A 13,775-nucleotide genomic window follows, 5' to 3' on the forward strand; every position below is an offset into this window, starting at 1 on the left:
AACCAAACCCACGGCATTTCTGTGACGGCGGACGAGATCCTCATCACCAACGGCGCCCAGCACGCCCTCGACCTCGTCCTCCGGATGACGGCGGTCCCCGGCAGAACGGTGGCCGTCGAATCCCCCACCTACGGCGACATCCTCCCCCTTCTCCGCCACTACGGCCTGAACATTGCCGAAATCCCTCTGAAGGGGGACGGCATGGACCTGGACGCCCTGGAAAACACCTGCCGGAAGGGTCCCCTCCACCTGGTCTACACCATGCCGAACTTCCAGAACCCCACGGGGATCACCACGGACCAGCCCCACCGGGAGCGGCTGCTGGACATCTGTTCGCGCTTCGGGGTGCCCCTCCTGGAGGACGCCTTCGAGGAGGAAATGAAATACTCGGGCAGGGTGGTGCTTCCCGTCAAGTCCATGGACACCGGGCACCGGGTGATCTACTGCGGCACCTTTTCAAAGGTGCTCTTCCCCGGGGCCCGCGTCGGATGGCTGGCGGCCCACCCGGAATGCATCCGGCGCCTGGCCGTGCTCCGCCGGTACGGAGAGCTGTCGCCCCCGGTGCTGCTCCAGGCCGCCCTGGCCCGTTTCTGCTCCGAAGGGCATTACGAACGGCACATCTCAAGGATGCACCGGGTCTACAGAAAACGGATGCAGACCGCCCTGGCCGCGCTGAATCGCGCTGTCTCCCCGGAATGGGCAGCCTGGACCCGGCCGGACGGAGGATACCTCATCTGGCTTTCCATGGCTCCCTCCCCGCCGGCGGACTGGGAGAAAATCCTGGCCTCGGAAAAGGTCAGCGCCGCACTGGGAAACATCTTCTATTCCTCGGAACCGGCAGGGGTACATTTCCGCCTCTCCATCTCGTCCCTGGACGAGGAAGAAATCGAAGAAGGCATCCGCAGGCTCGGAAGGGCCTTCGGGAAGGTGTACGAAAGGAAGGGATGAGGAGATGAAGCTCTGGAACACGAACCCCCTGCACGGCATCCGCCTGACGGGAGGCAGGGGAAGCACGGTCTTCGACGATCGGGGCACAAGCTACACCGACATGTGGTCGGGCACATGGTGCAATGTCCTCGGGTACGGCCATCCACGGCTGGCCCGGGCCCTCCGGGACCAGGCAGGGGGACTTCTGCAGGCGGGGGCATCCTTCGGGACTCCCGAGATGGACGACGCCCTCCGGCAGCTCGCAAGCATTCTGCCGCCGGAACTGGACCGGGCCGTTTTCCTCAACTCCGGCAGCGAAGCGGTGGAACTGGCCCTCAAGATGGCAATGGCCGCCACGGGACGGCAGAAAATCATCGCCGCGGAAAAGGGGTACTACGGAGGCACGGTCTTCGCCCTCTCCATCTCCGAACCGGGCCGGACGGCAACCTGGCTTCCGAAACCCGGCCAGGTCGTCCGCCTGCCTGCGCCCCACTGCGCCCGGTGCCCTTCCTCACCCGACTGCGGCGGAGGAAATTTTCCCTGCCTGGCTGCCCTGAAGGAAACGCCCCCGGAAGAAGGGGCAGCGGCGCTGATCTGGGAGCCCGTCCTCGGGGGAGGCATCCTCGTGCCGCCTCCCGGCTACGGAGCCCGCCTCCGGGAACTGGCGACCGCCCGGGGAGCCCTCTTCATCTCCGAGGAAGTCACCACGGGCATGGGGCGGACAGGACTGTGGTTCGGCTTCTCGCATGAAAACCTGGTACCGGACATCCTGGTTATCGGCAAGGCTCTCGGCGGCGGCCTGCCCGTCTCGGCGGTGGTCACCACGAAAGAGGTGGAAGAGCGGGCGGTTTCCGTTCTGGGACGCCACGTCCAGTCGCACCAGAACACGCCCCTTTCAGGACGAATCGCCGCGGAGGTCATCAGCACCCTGCGGGACGAAGGCCTCGTGGAACGGTCGGAGGAAATGGGGGCAATGCTGCTCTCGGGGCTCAGCGAACTCCAGGCCCGCTTCCCCTGCATCCGGGAGGTGCGGGGCAAGGGACTCATGGTCGGCGCGGAGCTCACCCCGGAAACTGCCGGAAGGGGGCCGGACATGTCCAAACGACTGCTGGAAAAGGGCTATATCCAGGACTTCCACCAGCTGACGTCCACCTTCCGCCTCTTTCCACCCTTCGTCATCACAAGGGACGAAATGCAGGGCTTCCTGGCGGCATTCGGGGAGGTGCTCGGTGAAATGGAGTGAAAGGAGAAAAAGCCTGCCGGAAAGATCCGGCAGGCTTCGCTTTGCATTTGCATTCGGTTTTCGGGCTTTAATCCTTCTGTGAGGCAAACCGTTCGTAGGCAATCGTGTGGTACGGGGTGGGCACGCCGGTCTGCCGTCCCATCTCCACCATTCTTCCGATGATATGGTCGAGTTCGGTCTGGTTCACCGGTTTGCCGCTGCTGAGGTCCCGGTAGAGAGAGGACATGGCGTCCGGCTCCATCTTTGAAAAAAAAGCCGCCGCTTTGTCCGCCGTATCCGCCGGCAGCGTAACTCCCTTTGCGGCCGCCACCGCGACCAGTTCGCCCGTTACGGCCCGAAGCACGCTTTCATGCTGCGGATCCTCGCGCACCGTGCCGGCGGGACCGTCGTAATAACAAAACATTACGCTGTTGCCGCACATCAGGGCATACTTGGACCAGCTGTCCACCATGATGTTTTCCGATACCGCCGTCCTGATGCCCGCGGTGTTGAGCACAGAGGCGAGTTCATCCAGCCGTGCCGGTCTGCTGCCGTCCTTCATGCCGAAGGCGATACTGCACATTTCCATGCTTTGGATGATGTGCCCCGGTTTCTCCAGGCGGCTGAACACGCGGATCGTCCCGTCGGCAAGGATGCAGGGGGGCAGCAGCGGCTCCATGATGTCGGAGACGATGACTCCGTTGAGCAGCGGGATCACCGCCGTTTCGGGGCCCACCACGGGGAAGATCGCCCCGCAGGCCTCTTTCAGGCTGTATCCCTTGCAGCAAACAAAAACGGCGTCCATTATGCCGAACTCTTCAGCCCTGTCGGAAGCACGTTTCGGCCTGGCCACAAAATCACCAAGCACCGAGGATTCGACCCTCAGCCCCTTCGCACGGATTGCCTCCAGGTTTTCCCCCCGGGCGAAGAACCAGGTTTCGGCATGGCTTTTGGCCAGTGCGCCCCCTACGATACCCCCGACACCTCCGATTCCGAACACTGCGATTTTCATTCCCTGCACCCCCAACTTTTTTCAGGCCATCCCGGACAGGCCGGTACACCTGTTCCGGAAAACCCTTATTTCTCTGTTTTGCCTTTCTTCCGTTCCTCACCCGTGCTCCCGGCAGCGGACCCCGTCAAAGCCTGGCGACGTCCATACCCAGGCGATCCTTCATGAACCGGGCCATAGCGTCGCCGTTCCTGCCGAAGACGACCATGTGATGACAGCCCAGCATGGCGTCGAAGCAGGCTTCCCAGCTCTTCAGTCCGAAGCGGAACTGGGTCCGGCAGGTGTCGAGCCGCGGGTTGGAGAGCAGCGGAGCCTCGAAAATCACGGCCTTCCGGAACTCGCCGCCGATGCGGAATATGGTCGCATCCAGCGTCCCCTCCACTTCCACCCGCTGGGAGACGGAGAGTCCCGTCTCGTGGTGGGAGCGGATCTCGTAGGGCTGATTGTTCCCGGAAACGAGCTTCCGGGGGGAGGTGCAGTGGACGATATCCAGCGTATTGTCCAGGTTGTAGACGGGGTTTCCCATGAATACAGGTATTCCCGTGACCGCTTTGCCGACGGCCATGGACACCGCTGCGTCAAGATCCCCCTCGCAGGCGGCCACGGTCTCCGGCTCGTCGTTGAGCATGGAGAGGGCGACGCAGGCCGTGACGCCCAGCGTCTTCGCCAGGGAGAAGCACGAGATGGCGAGGGCGTTGCAGCCGTAGCGGGCGAGCAGGTTCTTCAGGGCCCTGTACATCCGGAAGGCGTGTTCGATCTGTTCAATGTTCGGCTCAAGGCATGCGCGGGCTCCCTGGGCGAACTCCCTGGCGAGGGAGGCCGGAACGGAATCTTTTCTGCATGCCTCAAATTCCGCAAAAAGTTCTTCCAGGCCGATATGCACCGACGAGATGCCCAGCATGCGTTCCATCTTCCTCGTGTCCACGCTCGCGGAAACAACCCACTCCTGGGTGTACCCCACCAGCAGAATCCGTGTGTTCCGCACCCTGTGGGCCGCCGCCAGGTCCTTCGCGGCGGCGAGCCAGGAGTCTCCGTGATAGACCTTCGTAACCCTTCCGCCCCGGCCGCGGATGGTGCCCCAGACATCGGCGACTGCGGGGAGGGCGTTTCTGGACACGATGCGGAGGACAGTCTCCCGCTCCTTCTCCCCGTAGATGTCATCGTTGGGAAAGAAGCTCCAGAGCAGGCTCTCTGAGGCGGCATCCGCAGCGGCCAGCATCCGTTTCTGCACGCCCCCCGAAAGAGGCACGAGCAGGGGCAGCGCGCAGCCGAGCGAGGAGAGTGCGTCATCGAGGTCGGCATCTCCCGCCACGATACGCGCGGTACGCATGAGCGACGTTGGTGCGTCCATGGTCTCAATCATCCCGGCTATTGTTTTTCCGGCGGCGTCAAGTTCATTCCTGTCGGGCCAGTAGACAGGAGATGCGAAAAGCAGAGGCTGTACGGCGAGTTTTCTGACCATGATCCTTCCTCCTTCGAAGATTCCCGGGAATACTCCGTCCCTTAGGCTTCCTGGGCCCCTCCCAGGTACGCGTCCTTCACGGCGGGGTCGCAGAGCAGCGAACGACCCTCACCCTCGAGCACCACGCGGCCGTTCTCGAGGACGTAGGCATAGTCCGCGATGGCAAGGGCCTGGTTGGCGTTCTGTTCCACCAGCACGACTGTAATGCCCTCGTCGCGGATGCGCCGAACGGTGTCGAAGACTCCCTTCACAATGATCGGGGCGAGGCCGAGGGACGGTTCGTCGAGAAGGAGCACCTTCGGCTCCGTCATCAGTCCCCTGCAGATGGCGAGCATCTGCTGCTCCCCTCCCGAGAGGGTTCCTGCCTGCTGGCGTGCCCTCTCCTTCAGGATGGGGTACATTTCGAACATGCGGTCGAGGTTTCTCCGGACGCGCCCCGCATCGTTCACGGTGTACGCTCCCGCCATCAGGTTCTCCCGGACGGTGAGCCCGGCGAAGACCTGCCTTCCCTCGGGTACCTGCACCACACCGAGCTTTACCACCCGGTAGGGCTCCCGGGGCAGCAGCTTCGCCGTGTCCGGGCCGGTTCCGTCCCACAGGAAGATCTTTCCCCGCTCCTGCTTCACCAGGCCCGATATGGTGTTGAGCAGGGTGCTCTTCCCCGCCCCGTTGGAGCCGATAATGCTCACGATGCTCCCCCGCTTCACTTCGAGGGAGACTCCGGAAAGGGCCTGCACGTGGCCGTAGGAGACCCACAGATCCTCTATACGGAGCATGATCCATCCTCCTTGCCGATGTAGGCTTCCGTCACTTCCTTGTTTGCCCGGATTTCGGCGGGTGTTCCCGATGCGAGCAGCTTCCCGAAGTTGAGCACGTAGATGCAGGAAGAGAGCGTCATGATAACCTCCATCCGGTGCTCGATCACCAGCACGGCGAATCCGAAGCGCTCCCGCAGATCCCCCACCAGCCCGATAAACTCCCGGACCTCGCTGGGGTTGAGCCCGGCGGCAGGCTCGTCCAGCAGCAGCACCTTCGGTCCCGTGGCCAGGGCCCGGGCGATTTCCAGCTTCCGCTGCAGGCCGTAGGGAAGGTTGGACGGCTTCTCGTCGGCATACCTGTCCAGCCCCACCAGGGAAAGATATTCCCGGGCCGTCGAGCGGACCTCCCGTTCCCGGCCCCGGAAGGCCGCGCCGAAGGTGAAGAGGGAGAGGAGGCCGTACTCCGAATAGGGGTCGGCGGCGGTCATCACGTTCTCCAGCACCGAGAGTCCCCGAAACAGCCGGATGTTCTGGAAGGTGCGCCCGATGCCGCTCCGGGTGATCTCGAACTGCTCCTTCCCCGCCAGTTCCGCTCCTTCGAGGAGAATGCTCCCTTTGTCAAGGGGATAGACCCCCGTGATCAGGTTGAACGCGGTGGTCTTCCCCGCGCCGTTGGGGCCGATGATCCCCACGATCTCTCCCTTTTCCGCGCTGAAGGAAAAATCATCCACCGCACGGACGCCGCCAAAGGACTTGGTGAGGCCGCGCACTTCGAGGAGGCTCACGGCCGCACCCCCTTCATCCGGCTGAGAAGCCGGCGCACCGACTTCGGGGAAAGCTCGTGCTCGCCCATGATGCCCGCGGTGCGGTAGTTGACGATCAGGAGGACGATCACGCAGTAGATGGCCACCCGCCACTCCGAGGCGAAGCGGAGAAATTCGGGAAGCCCGGTGAGCAGTATTGTGGCCAGCACCGTTCCGGTAAGGCTGTTCACGCCGCCCACGAAGACGATGATGGTCCACTCCGCCGAGATGATCCAGTTGAAGGCGGCGGGCTCCAGGTAGGTGGTGTAGAAGCCGAAGAGCACTCCCGAATAGCCCGTGAGCGCCCCGGCGAAAAGGAACGTGACCAGCTTCAGGCGGTAGACGTTGATCCCCATGGACTTGGCCGCCAGTTCGTCCGACCGGAGGGCGAGGCACTGCCGGCCGTACTTGGAGTTCTTGTAGAGAATGACGAGCGCAAGGCAGACCGCGACGCTCGCGAGAACCACCGGAAGCGTCGTGAGCTGCGGAATGCCGGAGATGCCCATGGCCCCTCCGGTGATGTTTGCCGAGTTGTTGAGCAGCGCCACGATGGCTTCGCCGAAACCGAGCGTCACGAGGGAGATGTAGTCCCTTCTGAGGCGTACCGTGGGCAGACCCACGAGAAGGGCGGCCAGCATGGCAGCGGCGATGGCGAGGGCAACGGCGGGAACGACGGGCACGGAGTAATTGCGGATGAGAACTGCCGAGACGTAGCCCCCGATGGCCATGAAGGCGGCCTGGCCCAGGGAGAAAAGCCCCGTGAGACCAGTGATGAGGTAGACCCCGAGCACTCCGATGAGGGCGATACCGGTGAAGATGACGGTGGAGATGAAGTAATCCATCGTGTTCCTCCTACGCCTTTTCCTGCACGATGACCCCGGCGATTCCCCGGGGCCGCACCAGCAGGAAGGCCAGCATCACGACGAAGATAAAGACCGGGGCCCAGCCGGCCCCTACCCACGAAATGAAGAAAATTTCGAGAACACCCAGGAGCACCGCACCGATCACGGCGCCGTGGATGCTCCCCAGGCCGCCGAGAACCGAAGCGACGAACCCCTTCACCACCATCTGTCCGAGCTGGGGGTAAAGGGTGTAGTTCATGCCGAGGAAGACACCGCTGACGCCCCCCAGAGCGCCGGAGATCATCAGGGCCATGGTGACCAGGAAATCGGGGTTCATTCCCATGAGCTGCACCGTGTTCACGTCGAAACAGGCCGCCCTGATGCCGAGGCCGATCTTCGTCCTGTACAGGATAAAGAGCAGGACAAGAAGCGAGGTGATCGAGAGGCCGAACATCATCATGTCCGTCACCGCCACGTTCACTCCGAAAAGGGGAACGGCGGAAGTGGTGAAAAACCGGGGGTAAGAGTAGAAGTTGCTGCTGGCGTAAATCGTGATCAGGTTCTCCAGCAGGATGCCCATGGTGATCGACGAGATGAAGTAATAGACCGGCTCGCTCTTCGTCCGGCGCAGGCGGCGGAAGGCCAGCCGTTCGACCGCGGCGGCGATGACGGCACCCGACAGTGCGGCCGCGGCGAGAACGACCGAAAAAAGGACAAGGGAGGAGTCAATGCGGCCGGAAAGATAGCGGGAGGCGACGTACCCCGCATAGGCGGTGACGGTCATGACGCCGCCCTGGGAGAAGTTCGAAAACTTGAGAACATTGAAGATGAGTGCGAAGCCCACCGCGATGAGCGCGTAGACGGATCCGAGGGAGATTCCGTTGATGATGTTCTGCATCAGCATGAGACCAGCTCCTTTGCCCTTCCGGACTGCGGTGCCTGCAGGGACTGATCCGGCCGGAACCGCGTCCCCGGTGCGCCGGGGAAGGGAGGGAAGAAATGAGAGGTCGCCCTGTTCCCGGAAGAGAAAGGGCGACCTCGCGGAGACATTTCAGAAGGCTATTTCTTGTGCTTCTCGGGCACGTAGCGGCCGAGTTCGGCGTACTCTCCCTTTTCGATCTTGTACATGACCATGGACAGCCCCACCGGCTGATGCGTCTCCGGGGAGATCGTCAGGACACCCGTGGTTCCCTGAAGGTCCTTCACCTGCGGCATGCCCGCCATGACCTGGGCCGCGGAGGATCCGCCGCCGAGCTTCATGGCCTCCCGGATAAGAAGGATCTTGTCATAGCCGAGGAACACCTTGTTCACGGGATTCTCGCCGAACTTAGCCTTGTAGATGTCCCAGACTTCCTTGAGCTGGGGCTCTTTTTCGGAGAAGTTGTTGGCCAGGTAGATGTTGTCCGCCGCTTCGGGGTCGTTCACGAGGGAGGCGAAGGGCGGGGCGAAGTCAAGGCCGCCGATGATGGGAACATCGAGGCCGACCTGCTTGCGCTGGTTCGTCACCAGCACGGCTTCCTGAATGTAGTTGGGGAAGTACAGGCAGTCGGCGCCGGCTTCCTTGATCTTGGCGAGCTGGGTCTTGAAGTCCTTGTCGCCCTTTGTGTAGACCTGCTCGGAAACGATCTCGCCGCCCGCCGCCTTGATATACTCCACGTAGGGCTTCATCAGGGAGACCGCGAAGGCATTGGACTGGTCGTAGAGCACGCCGACCTTCCTGAGGCCCAGGACGTCGATCGTGTAGCTGGCCATGATCTCGGAGTACTGGATGCTGGAAGGCTGCATCAGGAACATGGCTGCCTGGGGCTTGCCGTCCTCCCCGACGGTAACCCGCGGGTCGATGAAGCTTCCGACCACGGAGACACCCGCCTTGTTGGCGATGGGAGCGAGGGCGAGGCCGATGTTGCTGACGGGAGGTCCGACGACCGCCACGGCACCGGAACTCACGAGACTGTTATATCCCTTGATGGCTTCCTGGACGTTGGCCTTCGTGTCCATGGTGACCAGCTTCAGCATGGCGCCGTCGATGCCGCCGGCCGCGTTGATCTTCTCGATGGCGATCTCGGCACCCCTGGTCACCGCATTTCCCCACACCGACGTGGGGCCGCTGATATCCTGCATGTTGCCGATCAGGATCTCCTTCGCCGACGCCGCTCCGGCAAAACCGGCCAGCACGGCGACAAGCACCGCACAGAACAACCACTTTCCCATTCCGTTCTTCATGCCATTCTTCCCTCCAATGTGAATATGTTTTCAGTGCGTTTTCCGGGAAGCCCTGTGCTCCTTCAGAATGGGGCCGTAGACATCCCGGTCTTTCGCGTAGCACCCGGTGGGACCTCCCTGAGACATAACCTCGCTGCACAGACTGCACGAAACGCACACCTTCTTCGGATCGACCTCCCCCTTCTCCAGCACGTCTCTCGGCAGGCCGGGGTACGCAAACCCCGTCCGCCCGAACCCGGCAAGCGTCACAGCCTTCCGCGCCACATTGGCGGCGGCGGCGAAAACTCCGAACTGGCGAAGCCACGTATACCCCGGGCCGGTCACCGGAAGATCCGGGTATTCCCGCTGCACCTTCTCCGTCAGGGAGAAGAGGCGGGCGACTCCTTCGAGGGGGTGCTCCGGCGCTTCGATGTTCCCCGGAATGAGCCGGTCGAAGGGACGCACGAGCCACGGATTGTAGTAGGGGGTTCCGGTGGAGGTGGTCAGCAGGTCCAGGCCGAGCTCCTTCAGAATGCCGACGAGCTTCAGGGGCTCCGTCATATCGGGGACGGGCGGGTCCGACCGGTCGCAGCCCCATCCGTAGGGATACGGGAAACCGTCGAAGAGGTTCATCCGGCTGGTTACGAGGAAAGAAGGGTTCTTCACGGCCGAGCGTATGCGCTCCGTCATCTCCCGCAGGAAACGGGTCCTCCCGTCAAAGCCGCCGCCGAATTTACCGGGGCGAAGGTGAGCCGCGAGAAGTTCTGAACCGAGGTAGCGATGGCAGCTCTTGATGTCGATGCCGTCAAAACCGATTTTTTCCGCCCGGACGGCAGCTTCGGTCATGCGATCCTGCACCGCTTCGATGTCGGCATCGGAGAGAGGCACCACATCTTCAGGAACCTTTGCCCGCCTGTCGAGCAGCTCGTAGGGAACGGTCAGGCCCGGAGTCGTCCCCGTGGCGTGGCGGTAACGGCCGGCGTCCTGAAGCTGGAGAAGGCACAGGGGAGAGTGGGAAGGGCCGAGAGCTTCTCGGGCGGCCGAGCGCGTCGCTTCGAGAAGGGCGGCGATCGCCTTCTCCGTGGAGGGCTCGATGCACATCTGGCGGTCGCTGCTGCGTCCTCCCTGCCAGACGGCGCATGCCTCGAACTGGATCAGACCCCACCCGCCGGCGCCGTAGCGCCGGTAGCGGCGGAAAGTGAACTCACCGGGCGAGCCGTCGGGAAGGGAATCGCGCCCCTCCATGGGAAGAGTGGAAAAACGGTTGGGAATGATGCGTTTTCCTGCCGCCGCAGGCTCGGCAAGGACGGACAGGTCTTCATTGAAGGAAATGCCGAGGCCGAGGCCGAGCGATCCGATTTTTTGCCTCAGCCCGTCCAGTGTGGCGAAGCTGAAAGATTCGTACTGTGCCATGGGCCTCCCTCTCGCTTACGGCCCTTCTTGACGAAGACGCCGGATTGAATTCATGGGTTGACCAAGGACAACCAAACAACTGACGGAATTATAACATTTGCGCTTCCGCCTGGGAAGCCCTCGTCTCCCGACACCTGTTTCGTTCTCCCCGTCCTGTTCAGTCCGCGGGAAAACCCAGGAGGGCCGACTCCTTGTCCTGGCACAGTTTCTCCAGGTTGGCCGCTGAAATCTCCAGGTGCTTCCGCATTGCCTCCCGGGCTCCAGTCTCGTCCCGTTCACTGATGGCCCGGACAATCTGCTCGTGCTCGCCCAGAATCCGTTCAGTCCACTGTGGGCGGGGCGTCGTCAGACTGTTCCTGTTGAGCGATTCCATCGCCCGCTCGATGATCGAGGAGAGTCCTTCGTGCATCCTGATGAGTACCTCGTTGTGGGAAGCGGCGATGACGATGCGGTGAAAAATGTCGTTCCAGTGCGCTCCCTCGCGGCTCGCATCAGGACCTCCGCCGGTAAAGATCCGGGAGAACTGGGCCAGGCATTCGTTCATTCTCGCGAGATCCGCGTCCGTCCTGTTGAGCGCCGCAAGTCCGGCAGCAGGACTTTCCATCATGATGCGGACCTGGAATACCTTGGGGATGATGTCCGCCGGCCACGTGGCGTACAGGTCAAGGCTCTGGGTGAGCCTGCCCATCCCGAGGTCCTTCACGAAAAGCCCCTGCTTCCCCCTGACCTCGATGATCCCCAGGGTCTCCAGCACGATGAGGGCCTCCCGCATGGAGGTCCTGCTGGTGGTCATGAGCGCGGCCATTTCACGCTCGGTTGGAAGCTTGCCATCATTGACGATGGAGCCGTCCTTGATGGCGGCGTACACCTTCTCCACGAGAACTCTTCTCGACTCGTTCATGTGTTTTCTCCGCTCCCGGTACCCGTCGTCCGGTTCGAAATGCTATCATAAGGGCAGGACAGACGGGTAATGGTCCTGATTATGGTTGTCCATGGACAACCGCATTATACACGACAACCCCTTCTTTTGAGGAGGCGACTTGGGAATGCAGAGGATTCACATTGACGATGTGGAGGGAACGCTCTTCCCCGCCGGACGCAGGACCCGCGTACTCGTCGGGAAGGACAGCCCACTCCAGGCAAAAGGGTTCGTGATGGGGCGCGTCCGGATCTTTCCGGGAGGGAGCATCCCCGGGCACGAGCATTTCAACGAGGAGATCTACCACATCCTCTCCGGTTCCGGGGAGATGGAGGCCGGCAATGAGACGGAGACCGTCCGCGCAGGCGACACGGTCTACCTGGACCCGAACATACCGCATACGCTCCGCAACACCGGCGGATCGGACATGGAAATCCTGTTCGTCTACTCGCCTGCGGGCGTGGTGGAACACTGGAGGGAAGAGCTGGAAGGGAAGCGCCCGCAGGGTTGAAGGCATATCGCGCCTTCGCCCCCGCGGGCCGCGCTCCCAAGCGCACAGACCTTTTTTTCCGCGGCGCGGCTACTCGCCGACGACGACTTTTTCTCCGCCTTTCAAATTCTTTCCTCCGACTACGACGCGCTCCCCTTCTTCGAGCCCGGAGAGAATCTGCACGGCGTCGGGCAGAGTCAGCCCCGTCTCGACGGTTCGCTCCTCCGCCGTTCCGTTCGTATCCACGAAAACCTTGCCGCTTTGCCGCAGCGCGTGCGATGGGATCGTCAACGCGCCGACCGCTTCCGCCTCCACGAAGAGAATGGAGACGAACATTCCCGGCTTGAGCGCTCCTCCCGAGGCGGCGTTGTCGGCGACGACCTCCACCTGCAGCGTCCTGGTCGAGGTGTCGACGTAGGGGCTGATGCGGGAGACGCTTCCCTCGACCTCCGCGCCGGGGAAACCGTCACCGGAGAGGACGACCTTCATCCCGACGGAAACTCTGCTCGCCTGCATCTCGGAGAGCTGCGCGACCCCCTTCATGATCCGCACGTCGGCGATTTCAGCTACGGACGTGGCTTCGGATATCATGGTTCCGGGCGTCAGAGAGTAGTCCTTCAGCACAACACCGTCCATGGGGGAGAGAAGGATGTACTCCGATCTGGAGACCTTCTGCGCGGAGAGATTCGCCTCCTGCTGCTTCACCGAGGCGAGGCTTCTGTTGTACGACGCCCTTGCCGACTGGTAGGTCATGATTCGGCTGTCCAGCTCCTGCTGCGCGGCGTACCCCTCTTTGCGCAGTCGTTCGTACCGCTCCTTTTCCTTCGTCGCGTTCTCCAGCTGCGCCCCGGCCTGCTCCGCCTCCGCCTTCGCCGCGTTCACCTGCGCCTGAAGCGCGCTCACCTGCGCGTCCTGGTCCCGGTGATCCAGGACGGCGACGACGTCTCCTTTTTTAATGCCGTCTCCTTGCGATACCCGCATCTCGCTCAACCTGCCGGAGACCTTCGAGAGAAGGACGACGCTCTCCCTGGCCTCGAGAGTTGCCGAGGCCGAAAAGCCTTGCCTGATCAACGGACGCCGTTCCACCAACGCCCCCGAAACCCTTACTAAGGAGGGAACTTCCTGCGCCGCCTCGGGCATTGGAGAGGAGGAATCCGGACGAAGAAGAAGCAGCGCGGGCAGAAGGAGCGCCGCGAAGAGAAGAACGAGCCCCGTTTTCAGGCCCAAAAATTTGCGTTGATTGTTACCACTCATGGTGCATTCTCCTTTACCGATCGTTTTCGAAAACGCTCGCAAGCGTTCCTTCGGCCATGCGCAGGGCGACGAATGCGAGATTGTGTTCTTTCAGCGCGCCGGAGAGCTTCCGCTGCGCTTCCGTGAGAACGGTCTTCGCCTGGAGTACGTCGAGTTGAGAATTGACCCCCTCGCGGTAGCCAACCTCCGCAAGACGAAGGCTTTCCCGGGCGAGTTCCACGTTCTGTTTCGCGGCTTCCGCCGTTTCCAGGGTGCTGACGAGCGTCATCCATGCTGCGAGAACTTCCTCCCCGATGGCGTCTTTCTTTTTCTCCGTCGACTGGCGGGCCTGCTCCTGCGACGCTTTCTCGCTCCGCACGCGCCCCTTCGCGTATCCTCCGTCGAACACGGGAACAGCGACCGCGAGCGTGGCCGTCCACTCGTTCGCGTCGTCAGCGGCGAGGCTCGACGACGTGTCGTTGTACCGATAGGAAG

The 13,775-nt window shown here is 62.5% G+C and carries 14 protein-coding genes; 3 read left to right on the forward strand and 11 right to left on the reverse strand.

Going from position 1 to position 13,775, the window contains the following annotated elements; all coding sequences use genetic code 11:
• The coding region (locus JMJ95_RS05485; protein ID WP_290683457.1) for a PLP-dependent aminotransferase family protein at window positions 1-948 on the forward strand (948 nt) is incomplete at its 5' end.
• 4 nt (window positions 949-952) lie between these two features.
• Window positions 953-2,170 (forward strand): aspartate aminotransferase family protein, encoded by a 1,218-nt coding sequence (locus tag JMJ95_RS05490; RefSeq protein ID WP_290683459.1) that lies wholly within the window; start codon window positions 953-955, stop codon window positions 2,168-2,170.
• Between the two features lie 67 nt (window positions 2,171-2,237).
• Here the strand turns inward: JMJ95_RS05490 and JMJ95_RS05495 are convergent, their stop codons facing one another.
• The 9 genes from JMJ95_RS05495 to JMJ95_RS05535 form a co-directional block, all read right to left on the reverse strand.
• On the reverse strand, window positions 2,238-3,161 hold the full coding sequence (locus tag JMJ95_RS05495; RefSeq protein WP_290683461.1) for a ketopantoate reductase family protein: 924 nt from the start codon (window positions 3,159-3,161) through the stop codon (window positions 2,238-2,240).
• Between the two features lie 124 nt (window positions 3,162-3,285).
• Window positions 3,286-4,620, reverse strand: a complete 1,335-nt coding sequence (locus JMJ95_RS05500) for a hypothetical protein (RefSeq protein ID WP_290683463.1) — start codon at window positions 4,618-4,620, stop codon at window positions 3,286-3,288.
• A 41-nt stretch (window positions 4,621-4,661) separates the two neighbouring features.
• Window positions 4,662-5,396 (reverse strand): ABC transporter ATP-binding protein, encoded by a 735-nt coding sequence (locus tag JMJ95_RS05505; protein WP_290683465.1) that lies wholly within the window; start codon window positions 5,394-5,396, stop codon window positions 4,662-4,664.
• Entirely contained in the window at window positions 5,384-6,163 is a 780-nt protein-coding gene (locus JMJ95_RS05510; protein ID WP_133955897.1) for an ABC transporter ATP-binding protein, read from the reverse strand. The genes JMJ95_RS05505 and JMJ95_RS05510 overlap by 13 nt, the downstream gene beginning before the upstream one ends.
• Entirely contained in the window at window positions 6,160-7,023 is an 864-nt protein-coding gene (locus tag JMJ95_RS05515) for a branched-chain amino acid ABC transporter permease (RefSeq protein ID WP_133955899.1), read from the reverse strand. Before JMJ95_RS05515 ends, JMJ95_RS05510 begins: the two co-directional genes overlap by 4 nt.
• Before the next feature lie 10 nt (window positions 7,024-7,033).
• Window positions 7,034-7,927 carry a branched-chain amino acid ABC transporter permease gene (locus JMJ95_RS05520; protein ID WP_290683469.1) on the reverse strand — a complete coding sequence of 298 codons (894 nt, stop codon included), beginning with the start codon at window positions 7,925-7,927 and terminating at the stop codon, window positions 7,034-7,036.
• 155 nt (window positions 7,928-8,082) lie between these two features.
• Window positions 8,083-9,246 carry an ABC transporter substrate-binding protein gene (locus tag JMJ95_RS05525; protein ID WP_290683471.1) on the reverse strand — a complete coding sequence of 388 codons (1,164 nt, stop codon included), beginning with the start codon at window positions 9,244-9,246 and terminating at the stop codon, window positions 8,083-8,085.
• 30 nt (window positions 9,247-9,276) lie between these two features.
• Window positions 9,277-10,638 carry a hypothetical protein gene (locus JMJ95_RS05530; protein WP_290683473.1) on the reverse strand — a complete coding sequence of 454 codons (1,362 nt, stop codon included), beginning with the start codon at window positions 10,636-10,638 and terminating at the stop codon, window positions 9,277-9,279.
• 157 nt (window positions 10,639-10,795) lie between these two features.
• A complete protein-coding gene (locus JMJ95_RS05535; RefSeq protein ID WP_290683475.1) occupies window positions 10,796-11,539 on the reverse strand; it encodes a FadR/GntR family transcriptional regulator in 744 nt (247 codons plus the stop codon).
• A gap of 145 nt (window positions 11,540-11,684) precedes the next feature.
• On the opposite strand from JMJ95_RS05535, the gene JMJ95_RS05540 reads away from it, so the two are divergent.
• On the forward strand, window positions 11,685-12,068 hold the full coding sequence (locus tag JMJ95_RS05540; RefSeq protein WP_290683477.1) for a dimethylsulfonioproprionate lyase family protein: 384 nt from the start codon (window positions 11,685-11,687) through the stop codon (window positions 12,066-12,068).
• Window positions 12,069-12,137: 69 nt separating this feature from the next.
• Here the strand turns inward: JMJ95_RS05540 and JMJ95_RS05545 are convergent, their stop codons facing one another.
• Window positions 12,138-13,301 (reverse strand): efflux RND transporter periplasmic adaptor subunit, encoded by a 1,164-nt coding sequence (locus tag JMJ95_RS05545; RefSeq protein ID WP_290683479.1) that lies wholly within the window; start codon window positions 13,299-13,301, stop codon window positions 12,138-12,140.
• Window positions 13,302-13,314: 13 nt separating this feature from the next.
• Window positions 13,315-13,775: TolC family protein (locus JMJ95_RS05550; RefSeq protein ID WP_290683481.1), on the reverse strand; the 461-nt coding region annotated here is incomplete at its 5' end.

Source organism: Aminivibrio sp. (genome assembly GCF_016756745.1).
Classification (GTDB): domain Bacteria; phylum Synergistota; class Synergistia; order Synergistales; family Aminobacteriaceae; genus Aminivibrio.

Bases quoted from the DNA above. Each gene is read 5' to 3' on its own strand.
- JMJ95_RS05490 (WP_290683459.1), top strand. From the start codon at position 953: ATGAAGCTCTGGAACACGAACCCCCTGCACGGCATCCGCCTGACGGGA.
- JMJ95_RS05495 (WP_290683461.1), bottom strand. From the start codon at position 3,161: ATGAAAATCGCAGTGTTCGGAATCGGAGGTGTCGGGGGTATCGTAGGG.
- JMJ95_RS05500 (WP_290683463.1), bottom strand. From the start codon at position 4,620: ATGGTCAGAAAACTCGCCGTACAGCCTCTGCTTTTCGCATCTCCTGTC.
- JMJ95_RS05505 (WP_290683465.1), bottom strand. From the start codon at position 5,396: ATGCTCCGTATAGAGGATCTGTGGGTCTCCTACGGCCACGTGCAGGCC.
- JMJ95_RS05515 (WP_133955899.1), bottom strand. From the start codon at position 7,023: ATGGATTACTTCATCTCCACCGTCATCTTCACCGGTATCGCCCTCATC.
- JMJ95_RS05520 (WP_290683469.1), bottom strand. From the start codon at position 7,927: ATGCTGATGCAGAACATCATCAACGGAATCTCCCTCGGATCCGTCTAC.
- JMJ95_RS05525 (WP_290683471.1), bottom strand. From the start codon at position 9,246: ATGAAGAACGGAATGGGAAAGTGGTTGTTCTGTGCGGTGCTTGTCGCC.
- JMJ95_RS05530 (WP_290683473.1), bottom strand. From the start codon at position 10,638: ATGGCACAGTACGAATCTTTCAGCTTCGCCACACTGGACGGGCTGAGG.
- JMJ95_RS05535 (WP_290683475.1), bottom strand. From the start codon at position 11,539: ATGAACGAGTCGAGAAGAGTTCTCGTGGAGAAGGTGTACGCCGCCATC.
- JMJ95_RS05540 (WP_290683477.1), top strand. From the start codon at position 11,685: ATGCAGAGGATTCACATTGACGATGTGGAGGGAACGCTCTTCCCCGCC.
- JMJ95_RS05545 (WP_290683479.1), bottom strand. From the start codon at position 13,301: ATGAGTGGTAACAATCAACGCAAATTTTTGGGCCTGAAAACGGGGCTC.